This is a genomic window from Pseudoxanthomonas sp. G3 (genome assembly GCF_057654715.1).
Map to the genome: position 1 here is coordinate 945,458 of NZ_CM172805.1, position 17,017 is coordinate 962,474.

Sequence of the window (17,017 nt, forward strand, 5' to 3'; positions counted from 1 at the left end):
TTTTGACGACGGATTCCCCGATGATCGCCGCGGATGCGGCCCCGTTCATCTTTCCGACACGCGTCTATTGGGAAGATACCGACGCCGGTGGCGTGGTCTACCACGCGCAGTATGTCGCCTTCCTGGAACGCACCCGTACCGAATGGTTGCGGGCCCGCGGACACCATCAGGAACAACTGCGCCAGACCCACGACCTGGTGTTCGCCGTCCGTGCGATGCGTCTGGATTTCCTGCGCCCCGCGCGGCTGGACGACCTGCTGCAGGTGACCGCGCGCATCCACCAGTGCAAGCGGGCCAGCGTGGTGTTCGCCCAGACGATCGAACGCGACGGGGAGTTGCTGCTCACCGCCGAGGTCAAGGTCGCGGCGCTGAGCGCGTCCGGGTTCAGACCCGTTGCGCTGCCCGAGACGTTGTACGAAGAGTTCCGCCGGCTCGAGACCCCGGGCCGCCCGCTTTAACCGACACGCAAGACACACCGAGAATCGAGGAACGACGGATGATCGCAACGCTGCTGGCCTTCCAGGACACCGTGGTGGAGGCGCTGCCGCCGGAAACCGCCGCCGCCGCCGCCCAGGCGACCGCCGAGACCGTGCACAGCGGGATCAACTACATCGACTTGATGCTCAAGGCCAGCCTGCCGGTCAAGCTGATCGTGCTGCTGTTGCTAGCCGGTTCGCTGATCAGCTGGATCATCATTTTCCGCAAGGCGCGGGTGTTCAAGACCGCCAACCGCGATGCGGACGAGTTCGAGGGCCGGTTCTGGTCCGGCGCCGAACTGCACAAGCTTTACGCCGGTGCCGCCGACCGCAATCGTGTGGTCACCGGCCTGGAGGCGATCTTCGAAGCGGGCTTCCGCGAGTTCACCCGCCTGCGCGACAAGCGTGGGCTGGACGGGCGCGCCCAGCTGGAAGGCGCGCAGCGTGCGATGCGCGTGACCTATACGCGCGAGGTCGACCAGCTGGAACGCAACCTGGAATTGCTGGCCAACATCGGTTCCACCGCGCCGTACGTCGGCCTGGTGGGTACCGTGTTCGGCATCATGGTCACGATGCACGACATGCTCAACAGCGGCGAACAGGCCGGCATCGCGGCGGTTGCGCCCGGCATTTCGGAGGCGTTGTTCGCCACCGCGATCGGCCTGTTCGTGGCCATCCCGGCGGTGTGGGCCTACAACCGCTTCACTACGCGGGTCGAACGCCTGTCGGTGCGCTACGAGAGCTTTGCCGAAGAGTTCAGCTCTATCCTGCAGCGCCAGAGCTCGGGCGAGTAAGCGGAGCGCCCCATGGCCGGAAGCATCTTCCACCGCAAGCGTCGCAAGCTGAAGTCCGAGATCAACGTCGTGCCGTACATCGACGTGATGCTCGTGCTGCTGATCATCTTCATGGTCACCGCGCCGCTGCTGACGCTCAGCGTCGACGTCAAGCTGCCGTCCTCGAACGCGAAGGCGGTCGAGACGCGCAACGAACCCATCATCGTCATCGCCTATCCGGACGGCCGCTTCGGCCTGAAGTTGCCGGAAGCCAAGCAGCCGGAGGTACTGGACGCTGCCGGCCTGGAGGCCAAGGTCGCCGCGATCCGGGGCGAGCAGGGCAACGAGCTGCGCATCATGGTGGCTGCCGAAGGTTCGGCGCCCTACCAGAAGGTGCTGGATGCGATGGACGTGCTCCGTCGCGCCAAGGTCAGCAATGTCAGCCTGATGACCAACGCGGGTGGCAATGCACGCTGACGTCGCCCCGCGCCATCCGGCCCAACGCGACGAAGGGCTGGGCAGGGCGGTCGCCTGGGCGATCGGCCTGCACCTGTTGCTAGCCGTGCTGCTGATCGTCTCGCCGCTGCTCACCTGGGATCGAGATCGCCTCAATGCGGCCGGTGCGCCGACGATGGAGGCCACGCTGGAGGCCTCCGCCGCCGACCAGCGTGCCGTCGAACGCGCACTGGATTTCACCCCCGCGCCGATGCCCGAGCCCGTGGAAGAGCCGGCGCCCGAGGACACGGTGCCGCCGCCGCAACCGATTCCGGAACCGGCGCCGCAGGATGCGCCGGTCGAACGCCAGATCGACGCGCAGGAGCGCATTCCCGTTCCCGATACCACGGACCAGGATGAGGCGCGCCTCGACGCGATCTCGCAGGAAAAGGCGCGGCAGGAGCAGGAAGCCAAGCGCCGGCAGGAACAGATCGACCTGACCGAACGCAAGCGCCAGGAGCAGGCCGAGCAGCAACGCCGCCTGGCCGCACAGCAGGAAGAGGACCGGCTGAAGAAGATCGAAGACATCCGCCGTCAGCGCGCGCAGGCCGCGCGTGAAGCGCAGTTGGCCGAACAGAAGCTGCGCCAGTTAGCCGATGCGCGCGCCCGTCAGGCCGCGTCCTCCGCGAACCAATCGCAGTACAGCCAGCCGGCCGCCCCGGCTGGGAATGGCGGCACGGACGAGGACCTGCGGGGCCGGTATGCCGCCGCGATCCAGGAGGCGGTCCTGCGTCAATGGACCCGACCCGAATCGGTGCCGGTGGGGACCCGCTGCAAGGTCGTGATCCGCCAACTGCCAGGTGGTGAGGTGGTCAGTGCGGAAGTCCAGCCGGGCTGCGCGATGGACGCCGCCGGCCAGGATTCGGTGGAGCGCGCGGTGCTGAAGGCACAGCCGCTGCCTTATCGCGGCTATGAAGCGGTGTTCGCCCGCACCCTGACGCTGAACTTCGAGGCGCGGGACCGCTGACTTCACGCGGCGTTTCCGCGCCCCTCGTTCACAATTGTTAAAACGTTCACGCGGGGGCTGGTATCCCTTTCCCGCCCCGCCCAACCGCAGAGTCGCCGTGCCCATGATGAAATCGCTGCGCTGGTTCGCCCTCCTTCTCTTCACGCTCCTTCCCGCGCTGGCCTCCGCCCAGCAGCAGGGTCTGGAGATCGACATCATCGGCGGCAACGCCTCGGCGTTGCCGATCACCGTGGTGCCGATGCCGTATCAGGGTTCGGCCACTGCGCCGCCCACCGATGTCGCCGACGTGGTGCGTGCGGACTTGGAGCGCTCCGGTGCGTTCCGCACGCTGCCGCAAGCCAGCGTCACCGAGCGCCCCACGCGCGGCGGCGAAATCCAGTACCCGACCTGGCGCGCCCTGCGCCAGGACTACATCGTGGTCGGCCGCGTGGTCGATGCCGGCGAAGGCAGCTACCGGGTGGAGTACGAGCTGTTCGACGTGGCCAAGCAGGAGCGCATGCTCGGCCTGGCAATGACGGCCCGGGCCAACGCCATGCGCGACGTGGCCCACCAAATGGCGGACGCCATCTACGAGAAGATCCTGGGCGTGCGTGGCGCGTTCTGGACCCGCATCGCCTACGTCACCGCCGCCGGTACCGGCAGGGCGACGCGCTATGCGCTGATGGTGGCCGATTCGGACGGCTACAACCCGCAGACCGTGGTGCGTTCGGCCGAGCCGCTGCTGTCGCCCTCGTGGAGCCCGGACGGCCGCCGGCTGGCCTACGTCAGCTTCGAAGGCGGCAACTCGGCGATCTACATTCAGGACATCTCCACCGGCGCCCGCGAGAAGGTGGCCAGCTTCCGAGGCATCAACGGCGCGCCGGCGTTCTCGCCGGATGGTCGCCAGCTGGCGCTCACCCTGTCGCGCAGCGGCAATCCCGAGATCTATGTCATGGACCTGGGCAGCCGTTCGCTGCGCCAGCTGACCAATACGTCCGCCATCGACACCGAGCCGGTCTGGAGCGCGGACGGTGGCACGATCTACTTCACCTCCGACCGGGGTGGCCGCCCGCAGATCTACCGTGTGTCGGCCGCCGGCGGCAGTGCCAGCCGGGTAACCTTCGAAGGCACCTACAACGCCACCGCCAGCGTCTCCTACGACGGCAAGAAGATCGCCGTGGTGCAGGGCTCAGGCAACAACTACCGCATCTCCCTGATGGACAGCAGCCTGGGCGGCGCGCGCTGGTCGTCGCTATCGCCGGGCTCGCTGGACGAGTCGCCGAGCTTCGCCCCGAACGCGAGCATGGTCCTGTATGCCGCACGCGAGGGTGGACGTGGCGTGCTGTATGCGGTTTCGGCCGATGCGCGCGTACGCCAGCGTCTGGTCGTGGCGAATGCGGATGTGCGCGAGCCGGCATGGTCGCCGTATCGCACCGCCCGTTAAGTTTTTGTCTACAATGTTAAATCCCTGACCCCCCGTTCCAACGACGCAAGGAATGACCATGAACAACACCACCCGTGTTCTGATGCTGTCCCTGATGTCCGTCGCCGTGCTGGCTGGCTGCAAGAAGGCCGTCAAGCCGGAAGCGCCGGCCGATACCACCACCACGACGCCGACCACGCCGACCACCCCGACCACCTCGGGCGTGTACGGCCCGGGCGACCTCGACACCGACGCCTGCCTGCGCCAGCGCGTGGTGTACTTCGACCTCGACCAGGACGCCCTGAAGCCGGAGTTCCAGGCCATCATGGGCTGCCACGCCAAGTATCTGCGCGATCGTCCGTCCGCGCGTATCTCGCTGGAAGGGCACGCCGACGAGCGCGGCAGCCGCGAGTACAACCTGGGCCTGGGCGAGCGCCGCGGCAATGCCGTGAATTCGGCCCTGCAGGCCGCCGGCGGTTCGGCCAGCCAGCTGACCGTGGTGAGCTACGGCGAAGAGCGCCCGGTGGCCACCGGGTCGGACGAGGCGTCCTGGTCGCAGAACCGTCGCGTCGAGATCGTGTACACGGCGAAGTAAGCCGTCGTCGCCACGATGATCGCGAAGACGTACATGCTGGTTCTCGCGGCGGCCCTCGTGGCCGCCGCACCCGCCCACGCCCAGCGCGTGAGCCTGGCCGACCGCGTCGCGGCGCTGGAAGCGAAGGCCAACAATCCCCAGCAGAACCTCGACCTGCTCAACAAGGTCACGCAGCAGGAAACCGAACTGCGCGAGCTGCGTGCCCAACTGGAACAGCTGCAGAACGAGAACGAACAGCTCAAGCAGCGCAACCGCGACCAGTACCTGGACCTGGACGGTCGCCTGAACCGCCTCGAAGGCGGTACGGTACCGGCGGCGCCTGCGCCCGCCATCACTCCGCCGCTCAGTGGTGCCCCGACGACCAAGCCGGCCAGCGCGCCGGCCCCGGCTGCCGCCACGGCCGAACGGCCGCCCAGCGTGCATGGCGACATGGGCGCGATGTCGGCGACCGGCGACGAGCGCACTGCCTACAACGTGGCATTCGACAAGCTCAAGGCCGGCGACTACGCCGATGCCGCGCAGCTGTTCACCAGTTTCCTGCAGCTCTATCCGTCCGGTGTCTATGCGCCCAACTCCCTGTACTGGCTGGGCGAGAGCTATTACGTCACCCAGAATTACGCGCTGGCCGCGGACCAGTTCCGCGCGCTTCTCGCGCAGTACCCGACCCACGACAAGGCCCCGGGCGCATTGCTGAAGCTGGGTCTGTGCGACTACGGCCTGGGCAAGCTGCCCGAAGCCGAGCGCACCTTGGGCGAGGTCATGGCCAAATACCCGGGCACCGACGTCGCCCGCACCGCCGACGACCGCCTGCGCGCCATCCAGCTCGGCCGCCTGCGCTGAGCCCGCGGCATCGGGCGACCCCGCGCTCACGGGGGCGTATCATGCGCACCCCATGAACGACGCCGCCCGCCCGAGCGAGATCGTCCAGTCCCCGCTGGAACGCCTCAAGATCACCGAAATCTTCCTGTCCCTGCAGGGAGAGGCGAACGCGGTCGGCTGGCCGACCGTGTTCGTGCGCCTGACCGGCTGCCCGTTGCGCTGCCAGTACTGCGACACGGCCTATGCCTTCCATGGCGGGCAGTGGTGGGAGATCGACGACATCCTGGCCGAAGTCGCGCGCCAGGGCGTGCGCCATGTCTGCGTGACGGGCGGCGAGCCGCTGTCGCAGAAGCGCTGCCTGTTGCTGCTGCAGAAACTCTGCGACGCCGGCTACGACGTGTCGCTGGAGACCTCGGGCGCGATCGACATCGCCGGCGTGGATCCGCGCGTGTCGCGCGTGGTCGATCTGAAGACGCCCGGTTCGAAGGAAATGGCGCGCAACCGGCTGGAGAACCTTCCGCTGCTGACCGCGCGCGACCAGGTGAAGTTCGTGCTGTGCGGACGCGAGGACTACGAATGGGCGCGCGGCATGCTGGCCGAACACGGCCTGGCCGAGCGCTGCGATGTGTTGTTCTCGCCGAGCAAGAGCGAACTCGATCCGCGCGATCTCGCCGACTGGATCGTCGCCGACCGCCTGCCCGTGCGTTTCCAAATGCAGCTGCACAAGCTGCTGTGGAACGACGAGCCGGGGCGTTAAGGGCGGGGATCGGGCATTCGGGATTCGGGAGTCGTGAAGCGGCAGAATACGCTTTCCACGAGCACCCACCGAGCGACCGGTCGCCGCAACGTTCAAGCACATCCAGTTCCGCTGTTGCCAATCCCGAATCCCCACCCTCGAATCCCGTACATGAAAAACGCCGTCGTCCTCCTTTCCGGTGGCATGGACTCCGCCGCCGTCGTTGCGATCGCCCGCGAGCAGGGCTTCGCCGTGCATGCGCTCAGCGTGCGCTACGGCCAGCGGCATACCTCCGAACTCGATGCGGCCGCGCGCGTGGCCCAGTCGCTGGGCGCCGTCGCCCACAAGACCGTGCACGTCGACCTGCGCAGCATCGGCGGCTCGGCGCTGACCGACGACATCGATGTGCCGGAGGCCGGTGGCCCCGGCATTCCCGTCACCTACGTGCCGGCGCGCAACACCATCATGCTTTCAGTCGCACTGGGCTGGGCCGAGGTGCTGGGCGCGAACGACATCTTCTGCGGCGTGAATGCGGTGGACTACTCCGGCTACCCGGATTGCCGTCCGGAGTTCATCGAGGCCTTCGAGAATCTCGCCAACCTCGCCACCAAGGCGGGCGTGGAAGGTGCGGGGCTGCGCATCCATGCGCCGTTGCTGCGCTTGAGCAAGGCCGACATCGTGCGCGAAGGCCTGCGCCTGGGCGTGGACTTCTCGCAGACCGTGTCCTGCTACCGTGCCGACGCGGACGGTCGCGCCTGCGGGCACTGCGATGCCTGCCGCCTGCGCGCCGCGGGCTTCGCCGACGCGGGCGTGCCGGACCCCACGCATTACGTGTGAACCGGGCGGATTTCGTCCCTCGCGGGCGATGCGCTAGAATGCGCGTCCCGGTGCAACGCCGGGATGCGTTTCCGGGCCGTTAGCTCAGTCGGTAGAGCAGAAGACTTTTAATCTTTTGGTCGAAGGTTCGAATCCTTCACGGCCCACCACGCACTTCAAAGACTTACGCGCGTCGCGGCGAGCCCTCCGTAAAAGTCCTCCGTAAAAAGCAGCGGCGGACCGAGGTTTCACGCGAGGGCGGGGCGCGATAACGTGCGCCCATGCCGGCCGCTATCCCGACACCCGACTACGACGATCCGAAGGAAATCTATGCCTTTGCCGGGCTCGCGCTCTATGGGGCAAATTTGTTGGAGGCAAGCCTGATCAACCTGGCAGCAGGACTGCGCCTTGCAAAGGACCCGGCAATCAGCCGGGCAGTGTTCGACGAGACCTTCTTGGGTCTGGAGGCGAAGACACTGGGTCGGCTATTGAAGGCCACGCGTTTGCTTATGTCCGTATCGTCCGACTTGGACAAGTTGCTGGACGATGCGCTAGCAAGTCGAAATTACCTCGCGCATGCCTTTTTCCGAGAGCACGCGGCCGAGCTGATGCACCACGGCGGGAAGCGGCACATGTTGTCGATGCTGGTCGACATGATCGACCTGTTCCAGCGGGCGGATGAGCAGGTGACCCCTCTTTACGAGCAGGTATGGCATACCCTCGGTGTGACGCCCGAATTCGTTGAGCGTGAGAGGGCGGCGATGGTTCGCGAAATGCACGAGCGATACGGTCCAGATGCCAGCCTTTAGGTAGCGTCGGAAGGCTTCACACGCGGGACACTGAGATCGTAAACCTTCATCATGGCCGGGCTCACGCCCAGCGCCGTCTGCTTGTCCGCAACGTTGCCGGCGGTGTCGGTGCCGCCCTTGCGCTTGAGGTCGTGCAGGCTGAAGCGCTGTTCGTCGGTGATCACGCCGTCGCGCATCGCGGCCTTAATCAGGCGTTGCCAAGCGCTGTCCAGGCCATCCTTGGTGAGCGGTTCGCCGTCCTCGGACAGAAACAGATAGCGGGCCTCCGGGCGCAACTGCAGGGGTTGCCGCCGGCGCTCGATGACGGCGGAGCGGTGGGCCAGCGCGGCGTCCCACGCGGCGCGCAGGCGCGGAGTCCATTCCACGACGTTGTTCCGGCTGCCCTTGCGGCGATCGGTCCGGATGCCGTCGGCTTCGCCTTGGGCCTCGACCAAGGTGACGGTCTCGATGCCGCGTAGCCGGCAAAGGTAGCTCAGCTCGGCGACCATCCAGAGGTAGGGCGGCTGCGAGCCCTTAGTGTGGGCGACCAAGGCGCCGCGATCGCGCGCGTAGCCGACGACTGCGGCGTAGACCTCGGGCGACGGCAAACGGCGGCGCTTGCGTTCGCGGGCCTGCTCGATGCCCTTGGCTGGGTTGTGCGTGAGGCCCAAGTGCGGGCCGGCCCACTTGAACACCCGGCGCAAGTAGCGCAGAACCTGGTTGGCCTTCGTCGGATGACCCTGCTTGACGATCTTCTCGTGCAGGCGTTGCACGTTCGTCTGGGTGAGCCGAGCCGCGACCAGCGCGCCGAACTTCAGGCCGATCGCGGTCGGGAATTGCTCCACGACTGCGCGCGCCTGGCGGTAGTTGCGCTGCGTCCCTGGCGCCAGTTCCTTGAACCGAGCGCTGTCTTCGAAGCTCGCCAGCACCCAAGTGACGGTGCCATGCTTAGGGCCCCCGTCTCGCTCCTCGACCAGGTGATGCAGCTCGGAGAGTTTGGCCGTGGGGCCGGCAATCGTTTCCCGCGCGGGCCGGCCTTCCTTGCGCACGAAGACGTACCAGCGGCCGCGGCCGCTCGGGTCCCAATACACGCCCGCAGGCAGCGCGGCCTGGTCGATGTGGGCCGGGATAGATGGGTTGTGCTTGCGGGCGCGTCCGCGGAGAGCCATGGCGTCAGACTACCTCGGGGCCGTAGTGCCCCGCATCCTCGTTGGCGGGCGACACGCCTAGTGCTCGGTTCAGTGCATCGAGCGTGGTCCAGACGCCGCCCCTGCAGGGCTTCACGGGCACGCCGGCCTCCTCGGCCCAGCGCTCCACGTCAGCCCGGCGTTTCATGCCGCTGAGCTGCTGCAGGTCGGCGAACTCGACGATGGGGCCGATCACGCGCCGACTACCTCCGGGAACCCGTTGTGCTCGACGCCGTCCAGCAGGCGGCCGGCGGCTTTCTTGCCGACCCTGGCGACGAATGCGCACCCCATCTCGGCAAGTTCGTTGGGACCGTAGCCAACCCCGAGAGGCCTGCGCTCCGGAGGGTGCGGCAGTTCGGGAAGGCTTGGATGGATGAAGCCCGCAGCGGGCGTCGCGCAGGTCAAGCGGTCGGCGGGCGCCCACTCGCCCCACTGCTTGAACAGAAACGGCACACCTGCGGCAGCGCACTGGTTGCGCAGTGCACGGACCCAGTCGGGGTGCATGGGGCGTGCGCTCTTGCCGCTCTCGCCGCCGACGATGACCCAGTCCACCAGCGGCACGTGCGCGCCGAGCAGGGCCTGGCGGTGGTATGTCACCTCGGCGCCTGCAGCGATGGCGTCCTCAGGCGATTGATAGCGCGATGGCCACCGCGGATGCACCGGCCACATAAATCTGCGAACGTCCACCGGCCCCAGCAGCGGCTCCATGCTCAGGAACCGCACGCGCGCCGGCAGCGCCAGCAACTTTGGCACGTCTCGGTCGACCTCCGCCTGGTTGGCCACGGTCGCGCCAACCCACACGTTGCGCGGGTACAGCGGCCGCCACGCGCCGGGCACCATCGACACCACATTGCCGATTCGCTTGGTCAGCAGCAGCCAGTCCAGGTTGGGCGTGCGTGCGATCAGCGCGAACAGGTCAGCGCGCCACTGCGAATCTACCTCGTTGTCAAACACGTCGGCCATGCTTGCGCAGAACACGCGCCGACGTCGGCCGTGGACTGCTTCGAACTCGGCGTGCCCGGCATTCCAAGTCTCGACCTTCTTCCAGTTGCTCTCGGAGGTCCGCACGCGGGGCTGGCCTGCGCCCCAATTCACGCGGCCAAATCGACGTGTGTCGCGCTCGGCATAGCAGTGATCGCACGCGGGTGCCACCTTGGTGCACCCGATCCAAGGGTTGAACGTCGAGTCGCACCACTCGATGACGGTCTCTGTGGCCATCATTGCGCCCTCTTAAAGCTGACTGCCCACACCCAAGGGTTCGCCTCCCAACTGGCGGAGCCGTGGATCGATCCCCAGAGAGCGCGGAACGCGGCAATGGGGCCGGCACCGACACGGGATGGACATTCCATCGACCAACTGATGGCGCCCTCGGCCGTCGCGTCTTCCCGGGTTATCGAGCGCAACCGCTCGATGCGAACCTCGGTAATGTCCAGCCGCAGCCTGCAGGCGGCGCGCGGCATATGGATGCTGGGGCGCCACTTGAGTCCGTAGTCCTTTCGGGCCTCATCGCTAGCACTCCCCGCCGGGCTATCCGCGCCGTACGCATAACGCATCCGCCGCGACGTCACGGGATCCGTGTGCTCGATCCCCGTCCCTTGCAGATCCATCCACGCCTCGCGAACCCACAGTCGATCGCCTGGCATGCCGTGAGGGCACGACAGCACGCGATCAGCGTCGGTGCCGTCGGCGAGCGCCCACCACATGCCGTCAGCGTCCTCCGCGCCCCAGTGCGCAGGGTTGGTTGGATCATCGCCGGGGCCACCGCAGAACTCGAATGCGGCTGGGACCTTCACAAGGCGCCGCGTTTGAGTCTTTGTTCCGGTCAACACGGCTCGCACCATGGCGCCGCTGAACAAGATTGGCCTTTCAGCCTGGCAACTGCTGCACAGGTCGTTGGCAACCCACCAGCAGCCGCTTGGGCAGGCGTTGAACTGCGTGCAGCCACAGATGCGGCAGCGGCGCTCGCTCATGGTGCCTCCGGAATAAATTGCACGAGCATCGCCGGTTCGATTGCGCAGGTCATGCACACCCACACCGAGACGGGCTCTCCCACCGGCTGGCTGATGTCAGGGTCATCACCCATCGCGCGTGCTAGGGCGGCTCCGGCGTTGCCGCCGCCGAAGAATTGCTCGAGTCCGTGCGTGCGCTGGATGCCGCGCGGATCCAGGCAGTGCTGCTGGATGGTGGCGGTGTAGAACACGGGGCCCGCAGCGGCGACGCCCTTGCCGCACTTCGCGCACTTCTTGATGTCAGCGACCTTCATGGCTGCATCGCCCGGTCGACGGCACTGAGCAGTAGCGCGATGGATCCGCGGAAGGCCTTCAGCTGGTCCGAGGGCAGTGCGGCAAGTGCGGCGCGGAAGTCGCTCTGCTTGAAATCGAGTACGTGCTCGATGTCGGCGGTGAGTCGTGGAACGAACAGCGCGGTGCTGCGCTTGACCAGGGAACGGCGGTCGGCGCGCGGCTCGGACGTGGCTGCCTGCGCCAGGCTGCGCGCCAGTTGCAGGCGCTGAGATAGCGGGACCTTGAGCAGCTTGCGGTAGATCTCGCGTTGCCTGCCCTCGGGCAGGTTCGACAGCACCCACGCCTCGGAGAAGCGCAGACGCTGCTCGTCGGGCGTCTTCGGATGCATGCGGGCCTGCAGGTCGGGATCCAACTTCTGCAGGTTGAGATACTGGTACACCCACGTGTCTGACTTGCCCATGTCCTCGGCAAGCGAGATCACCGCCTGGCCATGCGACTCGCCTGCTTCGACGGCAGCGTCCACCTGGTAACGGACGGCCTCGGAGATCTCCATGTGCGTGTGTCCCTCCCGAAGGAAGTTCGACACCAGTGAGGCGCGGTGCTGGTCGACACGGCGGCTCAGGTCTTTGGTGTCCACGTCGATGCGGATCGTCGTGATGCCGGCGAGCTGGCATGCGCGCCAGCGACGCTCGCCGTCGACGATCTCGTAGGGTGGGCTCGCGCCGGCCCGGCGCCTACGCACCGTGATCGGCTGGCGCTGGCCCACCTTCTTTAGCGACGTGGCCAGAGCCTTCAGCGCTGGCTCGTGGAAGAACGTACGCGGCTGTTTGGCGGCCGGCCGCACGTCGGTGATGGCGACGGTCTGGGTCATTTCTTGCCGACCTTCGCTGCCTTCTTCGGCACCGCCTTCTTCGCGGGCTTCTTGGTAGCGGCTTTGGGGGTGGCCTTCTTGGCTGCAGGCTTCTTGGCCGGAGCCTTGGCGGTTGCCGGCTTCGCTGAAGCCGGCGCTGCCGCTTGCGCAGTGGTCGCGAGCGGCTCGGCCTTCGTGTAGGCCTGGCCACGCAGCGGTTTCGGCAGCCAGCCGGACTTCTCCAGGATCCGCGTGGCGTCCGCGGTCGCGCCGGTCTTGTTTTGCAGGAGGATCTTCTCCGCTGCCGGTTTGCCCTCGACTTCACCGACGGCGAGCGCAAGCATGGCCTTGGGCACGATCGCGGTGAAGCGGTCGGGAGTGGCCGTCCACCAGGCGCGCATGTCGACGCCGAATTGGTCGGCCAAGGCGGCTCCCTTGCCCCCTCGCAGGGTGGGGATGCTCATCGCGACCAACACCGCAAGCAGGTCAATCTGCCGCTCTTGGGTCAGCTTGGCCACCCACGCGGGCAGGTCGCCGGCCTTGGAAGGGAGCCCGGCTTCGGACCAGGCGGCGATGATCTTCTCTAAGGCCTTGCGGCCGCCGGCTTCGCCGACGTCCTTGTACTTCGAGTCGATCAGGCCCCGCGCTTCCTGATGCGCGTTTGTGGGGTCGATCGCGACGACGCTCTCGGCGCTGGTTTTCGTGAGCAACCGCGCGGTCAGGTGGCAGAGCAGCAGCTGCAGCGCTCGGGCCGGGGCGGTGGCCACGGCGTAGCGGATGCTTGCCGCGCGGTGCATTTCCAGCCGTTCGACCATGTCGCTACTGAGTTCCGGCTTCTTTGGCGTGCCATCCTTGCCTCCCGTCACCTTCTTGTCCTGGGTGATGCGCTGACCAGGCTTGAGGCGACCGCGCTCGATCTGCAGGCCGCTGTACTGATCGATGTAGATCAGCACGCCGCTCTTCTCCTTCGCCTCCTTGCTCCACTGAGCGCTGTTCCTATGTAGGGAGTCGCGCTCCTCCTCCAAGCGATCGCGCTCGGCGTCGAGGGCGTCGAACTCCGATCCGGCCTCGACTTCCATGTTGTCGATCGCCTTGTCGATCACGCTCAGCCTATCCTCAACTTCGGCGAGGCGGCGCGCTTCGGTCTTGCTGAAAGTTCCGCGGGTCGGAGAGAAGCCGTGGCCATAGCGGCTCTGCGCACTGTAGTCGAGCGAGAGGTGCGTCTCGCACCACGACCAACCCGCCTCCAGCTCTGCCGCGCTCAGGCGGGCCATCTTCTCGGTGGCGAGCCTCTCCAGAAGTTTGGGGTCGCTGAAGTAGACGGCCTCGCTGAACATGTCGCGTCGCACAGCGCCGCCGGCAGCCTCGTACGCTTCGGCACCGACGAATCCGACAAGCTTGTTGTCGGGCCCGATCTCCTTGGCGGTGATGCGCTTGCGAATCTCGGGAGCACGTCGTTGCCAATCGTGCTCCACCTTCGCACCCTTCACGCCGAACCAAGCACGACGCTGGGCATCGTGGTCGTCGGTGAGGGCAAGCGCCTGGAGCTGCTCCAGCACCATGTCGCCCTTCTCGTAGATCTCGAACAGATCCGGTGCAACGTTGGCAAGCTTAAGGCGGCCGACCACTACGCTCGGCGCTATGCTGAAATGCGCCGCCACTTCCTCGGCAGACTTGCCTTCGTCGACCAGGGCGCGGAAGGCACGAAACTGGTCGGCCGGGTGCATGGCCTCGCGCAGCGTGTTTTCCGCCAGACTCGCCTCGCGCGCGGCTTCGGGGGCGATGACCTTGCAGTCGACCGGATGGTCCCCCGGGATCTCGCCACCGGTGGCGCGCAGTTCGAACGCGAGAAACCGCGAGCCGCCGGCGTCGACGTCGTACATGCCGTCCTCGGTGGGCCCGGTGACGACCAGGTTCTGCAGCTGGCCATTGACGCGCAGCGACTCGGCGAGCGCAGCGATGGAGGTCTTGGAGCGGTGCTTGCGGCTGTTCTTGGATGACAGGCGCAGCTGGGACAGCGGGATGGATTGGATCTGGGTCATGGTGGCGTGTCCTCAGTGGCGCCGATCGGTCGGCGTGACGGCGTGCTGCGGCAGCGGACGCGGCGGGATGGGCTTTCCCTGGTCGGCGAGCCTGGTTTCGAGGAGTTCGATGTATTGCTCGTCTGCGCGCCACTGCTTCTCCAGGCGTTCGAAGTTGGCGGCGTCGATGGGCAGGCCCTTGCCTTCGGCGGCATTGGCGAGGGCGCCGAGGGCGGCGGATCCGATCAGTTCTTTGGGCATTGGCTTTCTCCTGGCGGTGGGTTGTCCTGCGCCAGGTGCAGCTGGATGCGTTCCAGCAGCAGGCGAGGGCAGAGGTGGTCGGGTAGGTCGTGCAGTACGCGTTCGGTTTCGCGCAGCAGCCGGTTGGCGCGCCTCAATTGCTTGCCCAGGCGCCTGGGCGGTGCAGCGGTGGTCATTCCTCTTCGTCGCGGGCCTTGCGTCGTCGCTTGGCGCGCTCGCCGAGTTCGTCCTGCACTTGGCGCATCGTCTTGATCGGCGAGCGCAGTGGCGCGCCGAATGCCGGGAGGACCTCGATGCGATTGCCACGCTGCGCGAGGAAGCGCGCGGTATCGCGCGCGATGGCATCGCTCTCGGCCTGCTTCTGGCGGCTGCGGGGCGGCAGGATCATCCTTGGGCGCTCCGCTGCGGGCACATCGGGTAGGCGCACGGGGCGCCGTCGGTCTGCGTGCAGCCAGGCTGCACGCAGATTTGCGCCTGGGAACGCTTGCTCCAGCGGAGGTAGTTAAGGAAGCGCTTCATCAGGCTGCGCTGGATATTCCCGGCGACGAGCTGGGCGTTCCATAGCTGCTTGTTGATGACCTTTTCGCAGTCGAGGCAGACCTGCTTGACCTGATCTGTCTGGTAGATGTCGCGAAGGTCGACCAGGCGTTTGCCAGTCTCGCCGCAGGTGTCACAGGCCATGGCGGTCGCCTCCCCGCGCGAGCTCTTGCGCGCTGCGCACGCCCGCCTCAGTCAGCGTGATGCGGGTTGGGAACTCGGGCTCGTCGAACGTGACCAGGCCCGCGTCCAGCAGGCGGTTCACCGTTCGCCTAGTGAAAGCCTGGAACAGCTTAGGACCGCTGTGGCGCACGGTCGACGTGCCTAGCGCTACGTAGCCGCCGCAGGCGCGCTGCAGGGTGTGCGAAGGGGTGGCGATGGCGGCGAGCAGCGCGTCGCGCATCTTGGGCTGCAACTCGGGCATGTCAGCTCCAGCGGCCGCCGGCGGCGGCCAAGGTGAGGAAGATCAGGAAGGCCAGCAGGACCCAGCCGATGGCGCCGGCCGCGCGCAGACGCATCGGCGTGGGCGGCGTGAAGTCGGGCGTGGTCGCCTGGATGCTCTCCAAGGCGCCGAGCGTTCCGGGGCTGCGCTTCATGCCGGCCACTCCTTGCGACGCTTGGCTTCTTCCTCGGCCAGCTCGCGCTCGTAGCGCGTGGCAATCAGCGACACCAGCAGCACCTGCAGGGCGACCAGGGCAATCGACAGAATGGCGGGCGTCATGCGACACCTACCGGCGCGTAAGCCCAGATGCTGCTGGGCTCGATGTCGCGGTTGCCCTTGACGATTCGTGTGCCGATGCACGCCGAGCACGGCGTGTGGTCGCACGCGGAATGGTCGTCGAGGTGCAGGAAACGCGGGAGCGGCGCATTGCCGACGTCGCGGCGGCGGTCGAAGCTCTGCTGCTCGTTCATGCGCGCGGCTTCCTGGTGAGGTGGGCTTCAAGGCCGAGCACGGTGAACACCAGAACCATGCAAGCGAAGGTGGCGGCGGTCACGAGCGCACCGCCTGCAGGTTGCGCAGCGCCTTATGGCGGCGGGCGCGAGCCGCGACCAGCCGGTTCATGGATGACTGCTGTGCGCGCAGGGAGAACTCATTGCGCGTGTGCGCCTCGCGCATTGCTTCGTCGTATTCGTGATCGGCATTGATCAACTCGGCGATGGCGGCGGAGGCCTGCGCCAAGGCCCAGGCCTGCGAGCCCGCAGGCGCATCGCTGTCAGCGCCGGCGCGCTCCAGAATTCCGGCGATGTCCAGGGCAGTCACGACGCACCCCCGACGCGGGCGAGGGCGGCTTTCACCCGCTTGTGCATCCGCACATGCTCGTTTCTCGACGCCGCGGCCTCGCTGGTTTCGGGCTCTTCGTCGTCGTCCCATTGCGAGTTGCGTTCGAGCAGAGCCTGCGTCGACGCGATCAGCTCGGCGATGGCGGCGCGGGCTGCAACAACGTCAGCGCGGAACGATTCCCAACTGTCGGCCATAGGCTTGTTGTTGTTGTCGTCGTTCATGTCCCGCTGGTCCACAGCGAGTGAGCGCGCCTCCTCAATGACCGCCAGCACATCCACGGGCGCGGTCATGCGGCACCGCCCGGCGCGTGCGCACGCTGCATGCAGAGAAGCTGCACGTGGCTGGCCACGATGTAGCCGTTGCGGCCGTGCTGGTTCTCGGAGATGACCAGGCGCGTGGCCTCGCGGCGCATGTCCGGGCGGCCTGCGCGAACCAGCTGCTCATGGGCGCGGCGCACCGCGCCCAGCTCGATCACGAACGCAGCCATCAGCGTGCCTCCTCGCCCATCTCGCGCGCACGGATCTCGGCGCGCTCGCTGGCTACGTGCAGGCGCGGCGCGTGGCGGCGGTTATGCCCGGCGCGCAGCTGTTCGGCGTGAGTGTGGTCGCTGCTGCTGCAGGCCCTCAGGCAGCGGGTGGCGACATGGGGGAGGGCGGCCAGCGCCTGGTCGGGCTGGTCGTCGTGCGTGTGGCGTGCGTCGAACATGGCGGCCTCCGGATGAAAGGAGGGCGCCGGCGGGTCAGCGCCTACGGCCTGGGGAGGGGCCTAC

29 protein-coding genes and 1 tRNA gene are annotated in these 17,017 nt (G+C 67.2%); 11 read left to right on the top strand and 19 right to left on the bottom strand.

The annotated features are described in order from the left end of the window. The first annotated feature begins 20 nt into the window (after positions 1–20). The 11 genes from ybgC (at position 21) to AC23D6_RS04295 (ending at position 7,888) form a co-directional block, all read left to right on the top strand. The gene (ybgC, locus tag AC23D6_RS04245) at positions 21–458 is read left to right on the top strand and encodes a tol-pal system-associated acyl-CoA thioesterase (RefSeq protein ID WP_487751583.1); all 438 of its coding nucleotides are present in this window, start codon (positions 21–23) and stop codon (positions 456–458) included. 38 nt (positions 459–496) lie between these two features. Then, positions 497–1,270, top strand: a complete 774-nt coding sequence (tolQ, locus tag AC23D6_RS04250) for a protein TolQ (protein ID WP_093487632.1) — start codon at positions 497–499, stop codon at positions 1,268–1,270. A gap of 12 nt (positions 1,271–1,282) precedes the next feature. Next, the gene (locus tag AC23D6_RS04255) at positions 1,283–1,726 is read left to right on the top strand and encodes an ExbD/TolR family protein (protein WP_093295958.1); all 444 of its coding nucleotides are present in this window, start codon (positions 1,283–1,285) and stop codon (positions 1,724–1,726) included. Continuing rightward, entirely contained in the window at positions 1,716–2,711 is a 996-nt protein-coding gene (gene tolA, locus AC23D6_RS04260; RefSeq protein WP_487751584.1) for a cell envelope integrity protein TolA, read from the top strand. Before AC23D6_RS04255 ends, tolA begins: the two co-directional genes overlap by 11 nt. Positions 2,712–2,814: 103 nt before the next feature. Then, positions 2,815–4,134, top strand: a complete 1,320-nt coding sequence (gene tolB, locus AC23D6_RS04265) for a Tol-Pal system beta propeller repeat protein TolB (RefSeq protein WP_487752567.1) — start codon at positions 2,815–2,817, stop codon at positions 4,132–4,134. A gap of 58 nt (positions 4,135–4,192) precedes the next feature. Then, on the top strand, positions 4,193–4,708 hold the full coding sequence (gene pal / locus AC23D6_RS04270; protein WP_487751585.1) for a peptidoglycan-associated lipoprotein Pal: 516 nt from the start codon (positions 4,193–4,195) through the stop codon (positions 4,706–4,708). A gap of 33 nt (positions 4,709–4,741) precedes the next feature. Continuing rightward, positions 4,742–5,548 carry a tol-pal system protein YbgF gene (gene ybgF / locus AC23D6_RS04275; protein WP_487751586.1) on the top strand — a complete coding sequence of 269 codons (807 nt, stop codon included), beginning with the start codon at positions 4,742–4,744 and terminating at the stop codon, positions 5,546–5,548. Between the two features lie 52 nt (positions 5,549–5,600). Then, on the top strand, positions 5,601–6,284 hold the full coding sequence (queE, locus tag AC23D6_RS04280; protein ID WP_487751587.1) for a 7-carboxy-7-deazaguanine synthase QueE: 684 nt from the start codon (positions 5,601–5,603) through the stop codon (positions 6,282–6,284). Positions 6,285–6,434: 150 nt separating this feature from the next. Further along, positions 6,435–7,100: a 7-cyano-7-deazaguanine synthase QueC gene (queC, locus tag AC23D6_RS04285; protein WP_487751588.1), complete on the top strand. Its 666-nt coding sequence runs from the start codon at positions 6,435–6,437 to the stop codon at positions 7,098–7,100. Between the two features lie 73 nt (positions 7,101–7,173). After that, positions 7,174–7,249: transfer RNA gene (locus AC23D6_RS04290), tRNA-Lys, on the top strand. Between the two features lie 111 nt (positions 7,250–7,360). Beyond that, complete coding sequence (locus AC23D6_RS04295; RefSeq protein WP_487751589.1) at positions 7,361–7,888, top strand: hypothetical protein; 528 nt, start codon at positions 7,361–7,363, stop codon at positions 7,886–7,888. On the opposite strand, the gene AC23D6_RS04300 is transcribed toward AC23D6_RS04295, so the two are convergent. The 19 genes from AC23D6_RS04300 to AC23D6_RS04390 form a co-directional block, all read right to left on the bottom strand. Next, positions 7,885–9,036, bottom strand: a complete 1,152-nt coding sequence (locus AC23D6_RS04300; protein WP_487751590.1) for a site-specific integrase — start codon at positions 9,034–9,036, stop codon at positions 7,885–7,887. The two genes, AC23D6_RS04295 and AC23D6_RS04300, sit on opposite strands and share 4 nt — an antisense overlap. 4 nt (positions 9,037–9,040) lie before the next feature. Continuing rightward, positions 9,041–9,250 carry a hypothetical protein gene (locus tag AC23D6_RS04305; protein WP_487751591.1) on the bottom strand — a complete coding sequence of 70 codons (210 nt, stop codon included), beginning with the start codon at positions 9,248–9,250 and terminating at the stop codon, positions 9,041–9,043. Continuing rightward, positions 9,247–10,275 carry a phage Gp37/Gp68 family protein gene (locus AC23D6_RS04310; protein WP_487751592.1) on the bottom strand — a complete coding sequence of 343 codons (1,029 nt, stop codon included), beginning with the start codon at positions 10,273–10,275 and terminating at the stop codon, positions 9,247–9,249. Before AC23D6_RS04310 ends, AC23D6_RS04305 begins: the two co-directional genes overlap by 4 nt. Beyond that, positions 10,272–11,024 carry an ASCH domain-containing protein gene (locus AC23D6_RS04315; protein ID WP_487751593.1) on the bottom strand — a complete coding sequence of 251 codons (753 nt, stop codon included), beginning with the start codon at positions 11,022–11,024 and terminating at the stop codon, positions 10,272–10,274. Before AC23D6_RS04315 ends, AC23D6_RS04310 begins: the two co-directional genes overlap by 4 nt. Then, positions 11,021–11,317, bottom strand: a complete 297-nt coding sequence (locus tag AC23D6_RS04320) for a hypothetical protein (RefSeq protein ID WP_487751594.1) — start codon at positions 11,315–11,317, stop codon at positions 11,021–11,023. Before AC23D6_RS04320 ends, AC23D6_RS04315 begins: the two co-directional genes overlap by 4 nt. Next, positions 11,314–12,168, bottom strand: a complete 855-nt coding sequence (locus tag AC23D6_RS04325; protein ID WP_487751595.1) for a ParB/RepB/Spo0J family partition protein — start codon at positions 12,166–12,168, stop codon at positions 11,314–11,316. The genes AC23D6_RS04320 and AC23D6_RS04325 overlap by 4 nt, the downstream gene beginning before the upstream one ends. Further along, positions 12,165–14,189 (bottom strand): ParB/RepB/Spo0J family partition protein, encoded by a 2,025-nt coding sequence (locus AC23D6_RS04330; protein ID WP_487751596.1) that lies wholly within the window; start codon positions 14,187–14,189, stop codon positions 12,165–12,167. Before AC23D6_RS04330 ends, AC23D6_RS04325 begins: the two co-directional genes overlap by 4 nt. 12 nt (positions 14,190–14,201) lie before the next feature. Beyond that, on the bottom strand, positions 14,202–14,429 hold the full coding sequence (locus tag AC23D6_RS04335) for a hypothetical protein (RefSeq protein WP_487751597.1): 228 nt from the start codon (positions 14,427–14,429) through the stop codon (positions 14,202–14,204). Beyond that, positions 14,414–14,605 (bottom strand): hypothetical protein, encoded by a 192-nt coding sequence (locus tag AC23D6_RS04340; protein WP_487751598.1) that lies wholly within the window; start codon positions 14,603–14,605, stop codon positions 14,414–14,416. Before AC23D6_RS04340 ends, AC23D6_RS04335 begins: the two co-directional genes overlap by 16 nt. Then, positions 14,602–14,817, bottom strand: coding sequence for a hypothetical protein (locus tag AC23D6_RS04345; protein WP_487751599.1), 216 nt, complete (start codon positions 14,815–14,817; stop codon positions 14,602–14,604). Before AC23D6_RS04345 ends, AC23D6_RS04340 begins: the two co-directional genes overlap by 4 nt. Continuing rightward, a complete protein-coding gene (locus tag AC23D6_RS04350; protein WP_487751600.1) occupies positions 14,814–15,110 on the bottom strand; it encodes a hypothetical protein in 297 nt (98 codons plus the stop codon). Before AC23D6_RS04350 ends, AC23D6_RS04345 begins: the two co-directional genes overlap by 4 nt. Beyond that, positions 15,100–15,390 (bottom strand): hypothetical protein, encoded by a 291-nt coding sequence (locus tag AC23D6_RS04355; protein ID WP_487751601.1) that lies wholly within the window; start codon positions 15,388–15,390, stop codon positions 15,100–15,102. Before AC23D6_RS04355 ends, AC23D6_RS04350 begins: the two co-directional genes overlap by 11 nt. A gap of 1 nt (position 15,391) precedes the next feature. Then, entirely contained in the window at positions 15,392–15,562 is a 171-nt protein-coding gene (locus AC23D6_RS04360) for a hypothetical protein (protein ID WP_487751602.1), read from the bottom strand. After that, entirely contained in the window at positions 15,559–15,687 is a 129-nt protein-coding gene (locus AC23D6_RS04365) for a hypothetical protein (protein WP_487751603.1), read from the bottom strand. Before AC23D6_RS04365 ends, AC23D6_RS04360 begins: the two co-directional genes overlap by 4 nt. After that, a complete protein-coding gene (locus tag AC23D6_RS04370; RefSeq protein WP_487751604.1) occupies positions 15,684–15,878 on the bottom strand; it encodes a hypothetical protein in 195 nt (64 codons plus the stop codon). Before AC23D6_RS04370 ends, AC23D6_RS04365 begins: the two co-directional genes overlap by 4 nt. Positions 15,879–15,957: 79 nt before the next feature. Next, a complete protein-coding gene (locus AC23D6_RS04375) occupies positions 15,958–16,227 on the bottom strand; it encodes a hypothetical protein (protein ID WP_487751605.1) in 270 nt (89 codons plus the stop codon). Then, positions 16,224–16,538 carry a hypothetical protein gene (locus tag AC23D6_RS04380; protein WP_487751606.1) on the bottom strand — a complete coding sequence of 105 codons (315 nt, stop codon included), beginning with the start codon at positions 16,536–16,538 and terminating at the stop codon, positions 16,224–16,226. The genes AC23D6_RS04375 and AC23D6_RS04380 overlap by 4 nt, the downstream gene beginning before the upstream one ends. Then, positions 16,535–16,735, bottom strand: coding sequence for a hypothetical protein (locus AC23D6_RS04385; RefSeq protein WP_487751607.1), 201 nt, complete (start codon positions 16,733–16,735; stop codon positions 16,535–16,537). Before AC23D6_RS04385 ends, AC23D6_RS04380 begins: the two co-directional genes overlap by 4 nt. Continuing rightward, a complete protein-coding gene (locus AC23D6_RS04390) occupies positions 16,735–16,953 on the bottom strand; it encodes a hypothetical protein (RefSeq protein WP_487751608.1) in 219 nt (72 codons plus the stop codon). Before AC23D6_RS04390 ends, AC23D6_RS04385 begins: the two co-directional genes overlap by 1 nt. Positions 16,954–17,017 lie beyond the last annotated feature (64 nt).

Coding starts and splice junctions, on each gene's coding strand:
- AC23D6_RS04365 (WP_487751603.1), bottom strand. CDS start 15,687: ATGACGCCCGCCATTCTGTCGATTGCCCTGGTCGCCCTGCAGGTGCTG.
- queE (WP_487751587.1), top strand. CDS start 5,601: ATGAACGACGCCGCCCGCCCGAGCGAGATCGTCCAGTCCCCGCTGGAA.
- ybgC (WP_487751583.1), top strand. CDS start 21: ATGATCGCCGCGGATGCGGCCCCGTTCATCTTTCCGACACGCGTCTAT.
- AC23D6_RS04330 (WP_487751596.1), bottom strand. CDS start 14,189: ATGACCCAGATCCAATCCATCCCGCTGTCCCAGCTGCGCCTGTCATCC.
- AC23D6_RS04255 (WP_093295958.1), top strand. CDS start 1,283: ATGGCCGGAAGCATCTTCCACCGCAAGCGTCGCAAGCTGAAGTCCGAG.
- AC23D6_RS04300 (WP_487751590.1), bottom strand. CDS start 9,036: ATGGCTCTCCGCGGACGCGCCCGCAAGCACAACCCATCTATCCCGGCC.
- tolB (WP_487752567.1), top strand. CDS start 2,815: ATGATGAAATCGCTGCGCTGGTTCGCCCTCCTTCTCTTCACGCTCCTT.
- AC23D6_RS04320 (WP_487751594.1), bottom strand. CDS start 11,317: ATGAAGGTCGCTGACATCAAGAAGTGCGCGAAGTGCGGCAAGGGCGTC.
- ybgF (WP_487751586.1), top strand. CDS start 4,742: ATGCTGGTTCTCGCGGCGGCCCTCGTGGCCGCCGCACCCGCCCACGCC.
- AC23D6_RS04310 (WP_487751592.1), bottom strand. CDS start 10,275: ATGATGGCCACAGAGACCGTCATCGAGTGGTGCGACTCGACGTTCAAC.
- AC23D6_RS04355 (WP_487751601.1), bottom strand. CDS start 15,390: ATGCCCGAGTTGCAGCCCAAGATGCGCGACGCGCTGCTCGCCGCCATC.
- AC23D6_RS04345 (WP_487751599.1), bottom strand. CDS start 14,817: ATGATCCTGCCGCCCCGCAGCCGCCAGAAGCAGGCCGAGAGCGATGCC.
- AC23D6_RS04335 (WP_487751597.1), bottom strand. CDS start 14,429: ATGCCCAAAGAACTGATCGGATCCGCCGCCCTCGGCGCCCTCGCCAAT.
- AC23D6_RS04350 (WP_487751600.1), bottom strand. CDS start 15,110: ATGGCCTGTGACACCTGCGGCGAGACTGGCAAACGCCTGGTCGACCTT.
- AC23D6_RS04315 (WP_487751593.1), bottom strand. CDS start 11,024: ATGAGCGAGCGCCGCTGCCGCATCTGTGGCTGCACGCAGTTCAACGCC.
- AC23D6_RS04325 (WP_487751595.1), bottom strand. CDS start 12,168: ATGACCCAGACCGTCGCCATCACCGACGTGCGGCCGGCCGCCAAACAG.
- AC23D6_RS04340 (WP_487751598.1), bottom strand. CDS start 14,605: ATGACCACCGCTGCACCGCCCAGGCGCCTGGGCAAGCAATTGAGGCGC.
- tolA (WP_487751584.1), top strand. CDS start 1,716: ATGCACGCTGACGTCGCCCCGCGCCATCCGGCCCAACGCGACGAAGGG.
- tolQ (WP_093487632.1), top strand. CDS start 497: ATGATCGCAACGCTGCTGGCCTTCCAGGACACCGTGGTGGAGGCGCTG.
- AC23D6_RS04380 (WP_487751606.1), bottom strand. CDS start 16,538: ATGACCGCGCCCGTGGATGTGCTGGCGGTCATTGAGGAGGCGCGCTCA.
- AC23D6_RS04385 (WP_487751607.1), bottom strand. CDS start 16,735: ATGGCTGCGTTCGTGATCGAGCTGGGCGCGGTGCGCCGCGCCCATGAG.
- queC (WP_487751588.1), top strand. CDS start 6,435: ATGAAAAACGCCGTCGTCCTCCTTTCCGGTGGCATGGACTCCGCCGCC.
- AC23D6_RS04390 (WP_487751608.1), bottom strand. CDS start 16,953: ATGTTCGACGCACGCCACACGCACGACGACCAGCCCGACCAGGCGCTG.
- AC23D6_RS04360 (WP_487751602.1), bottom strand. CDS start 15,562: ATGAAGCGCAGCCCCGGAACGCTCGGCGCCTTGGAGAGCATCCAGGCG.
- AC23D6_RS04295 (WP_487751589.1), top strand. CDS start 7,361: ATGCCGGCCGCTATCCCGACACCCGACTACGACGATCCGAAGGAAATC.
- pal (WP_487751585.1), top strand. CDS start 4,193: ATGAACAACACCACCCGTGTTCTGATGCTGTCCCTGATGTCCGTCGCC.
- AC23D6_RS04370 (WP_487751604.1), bottom strand. CDS start 15,878: ATGAACGAGCAGCAGAGCTTCGACCGCCGCCGCGACGTCGGCAATGCG.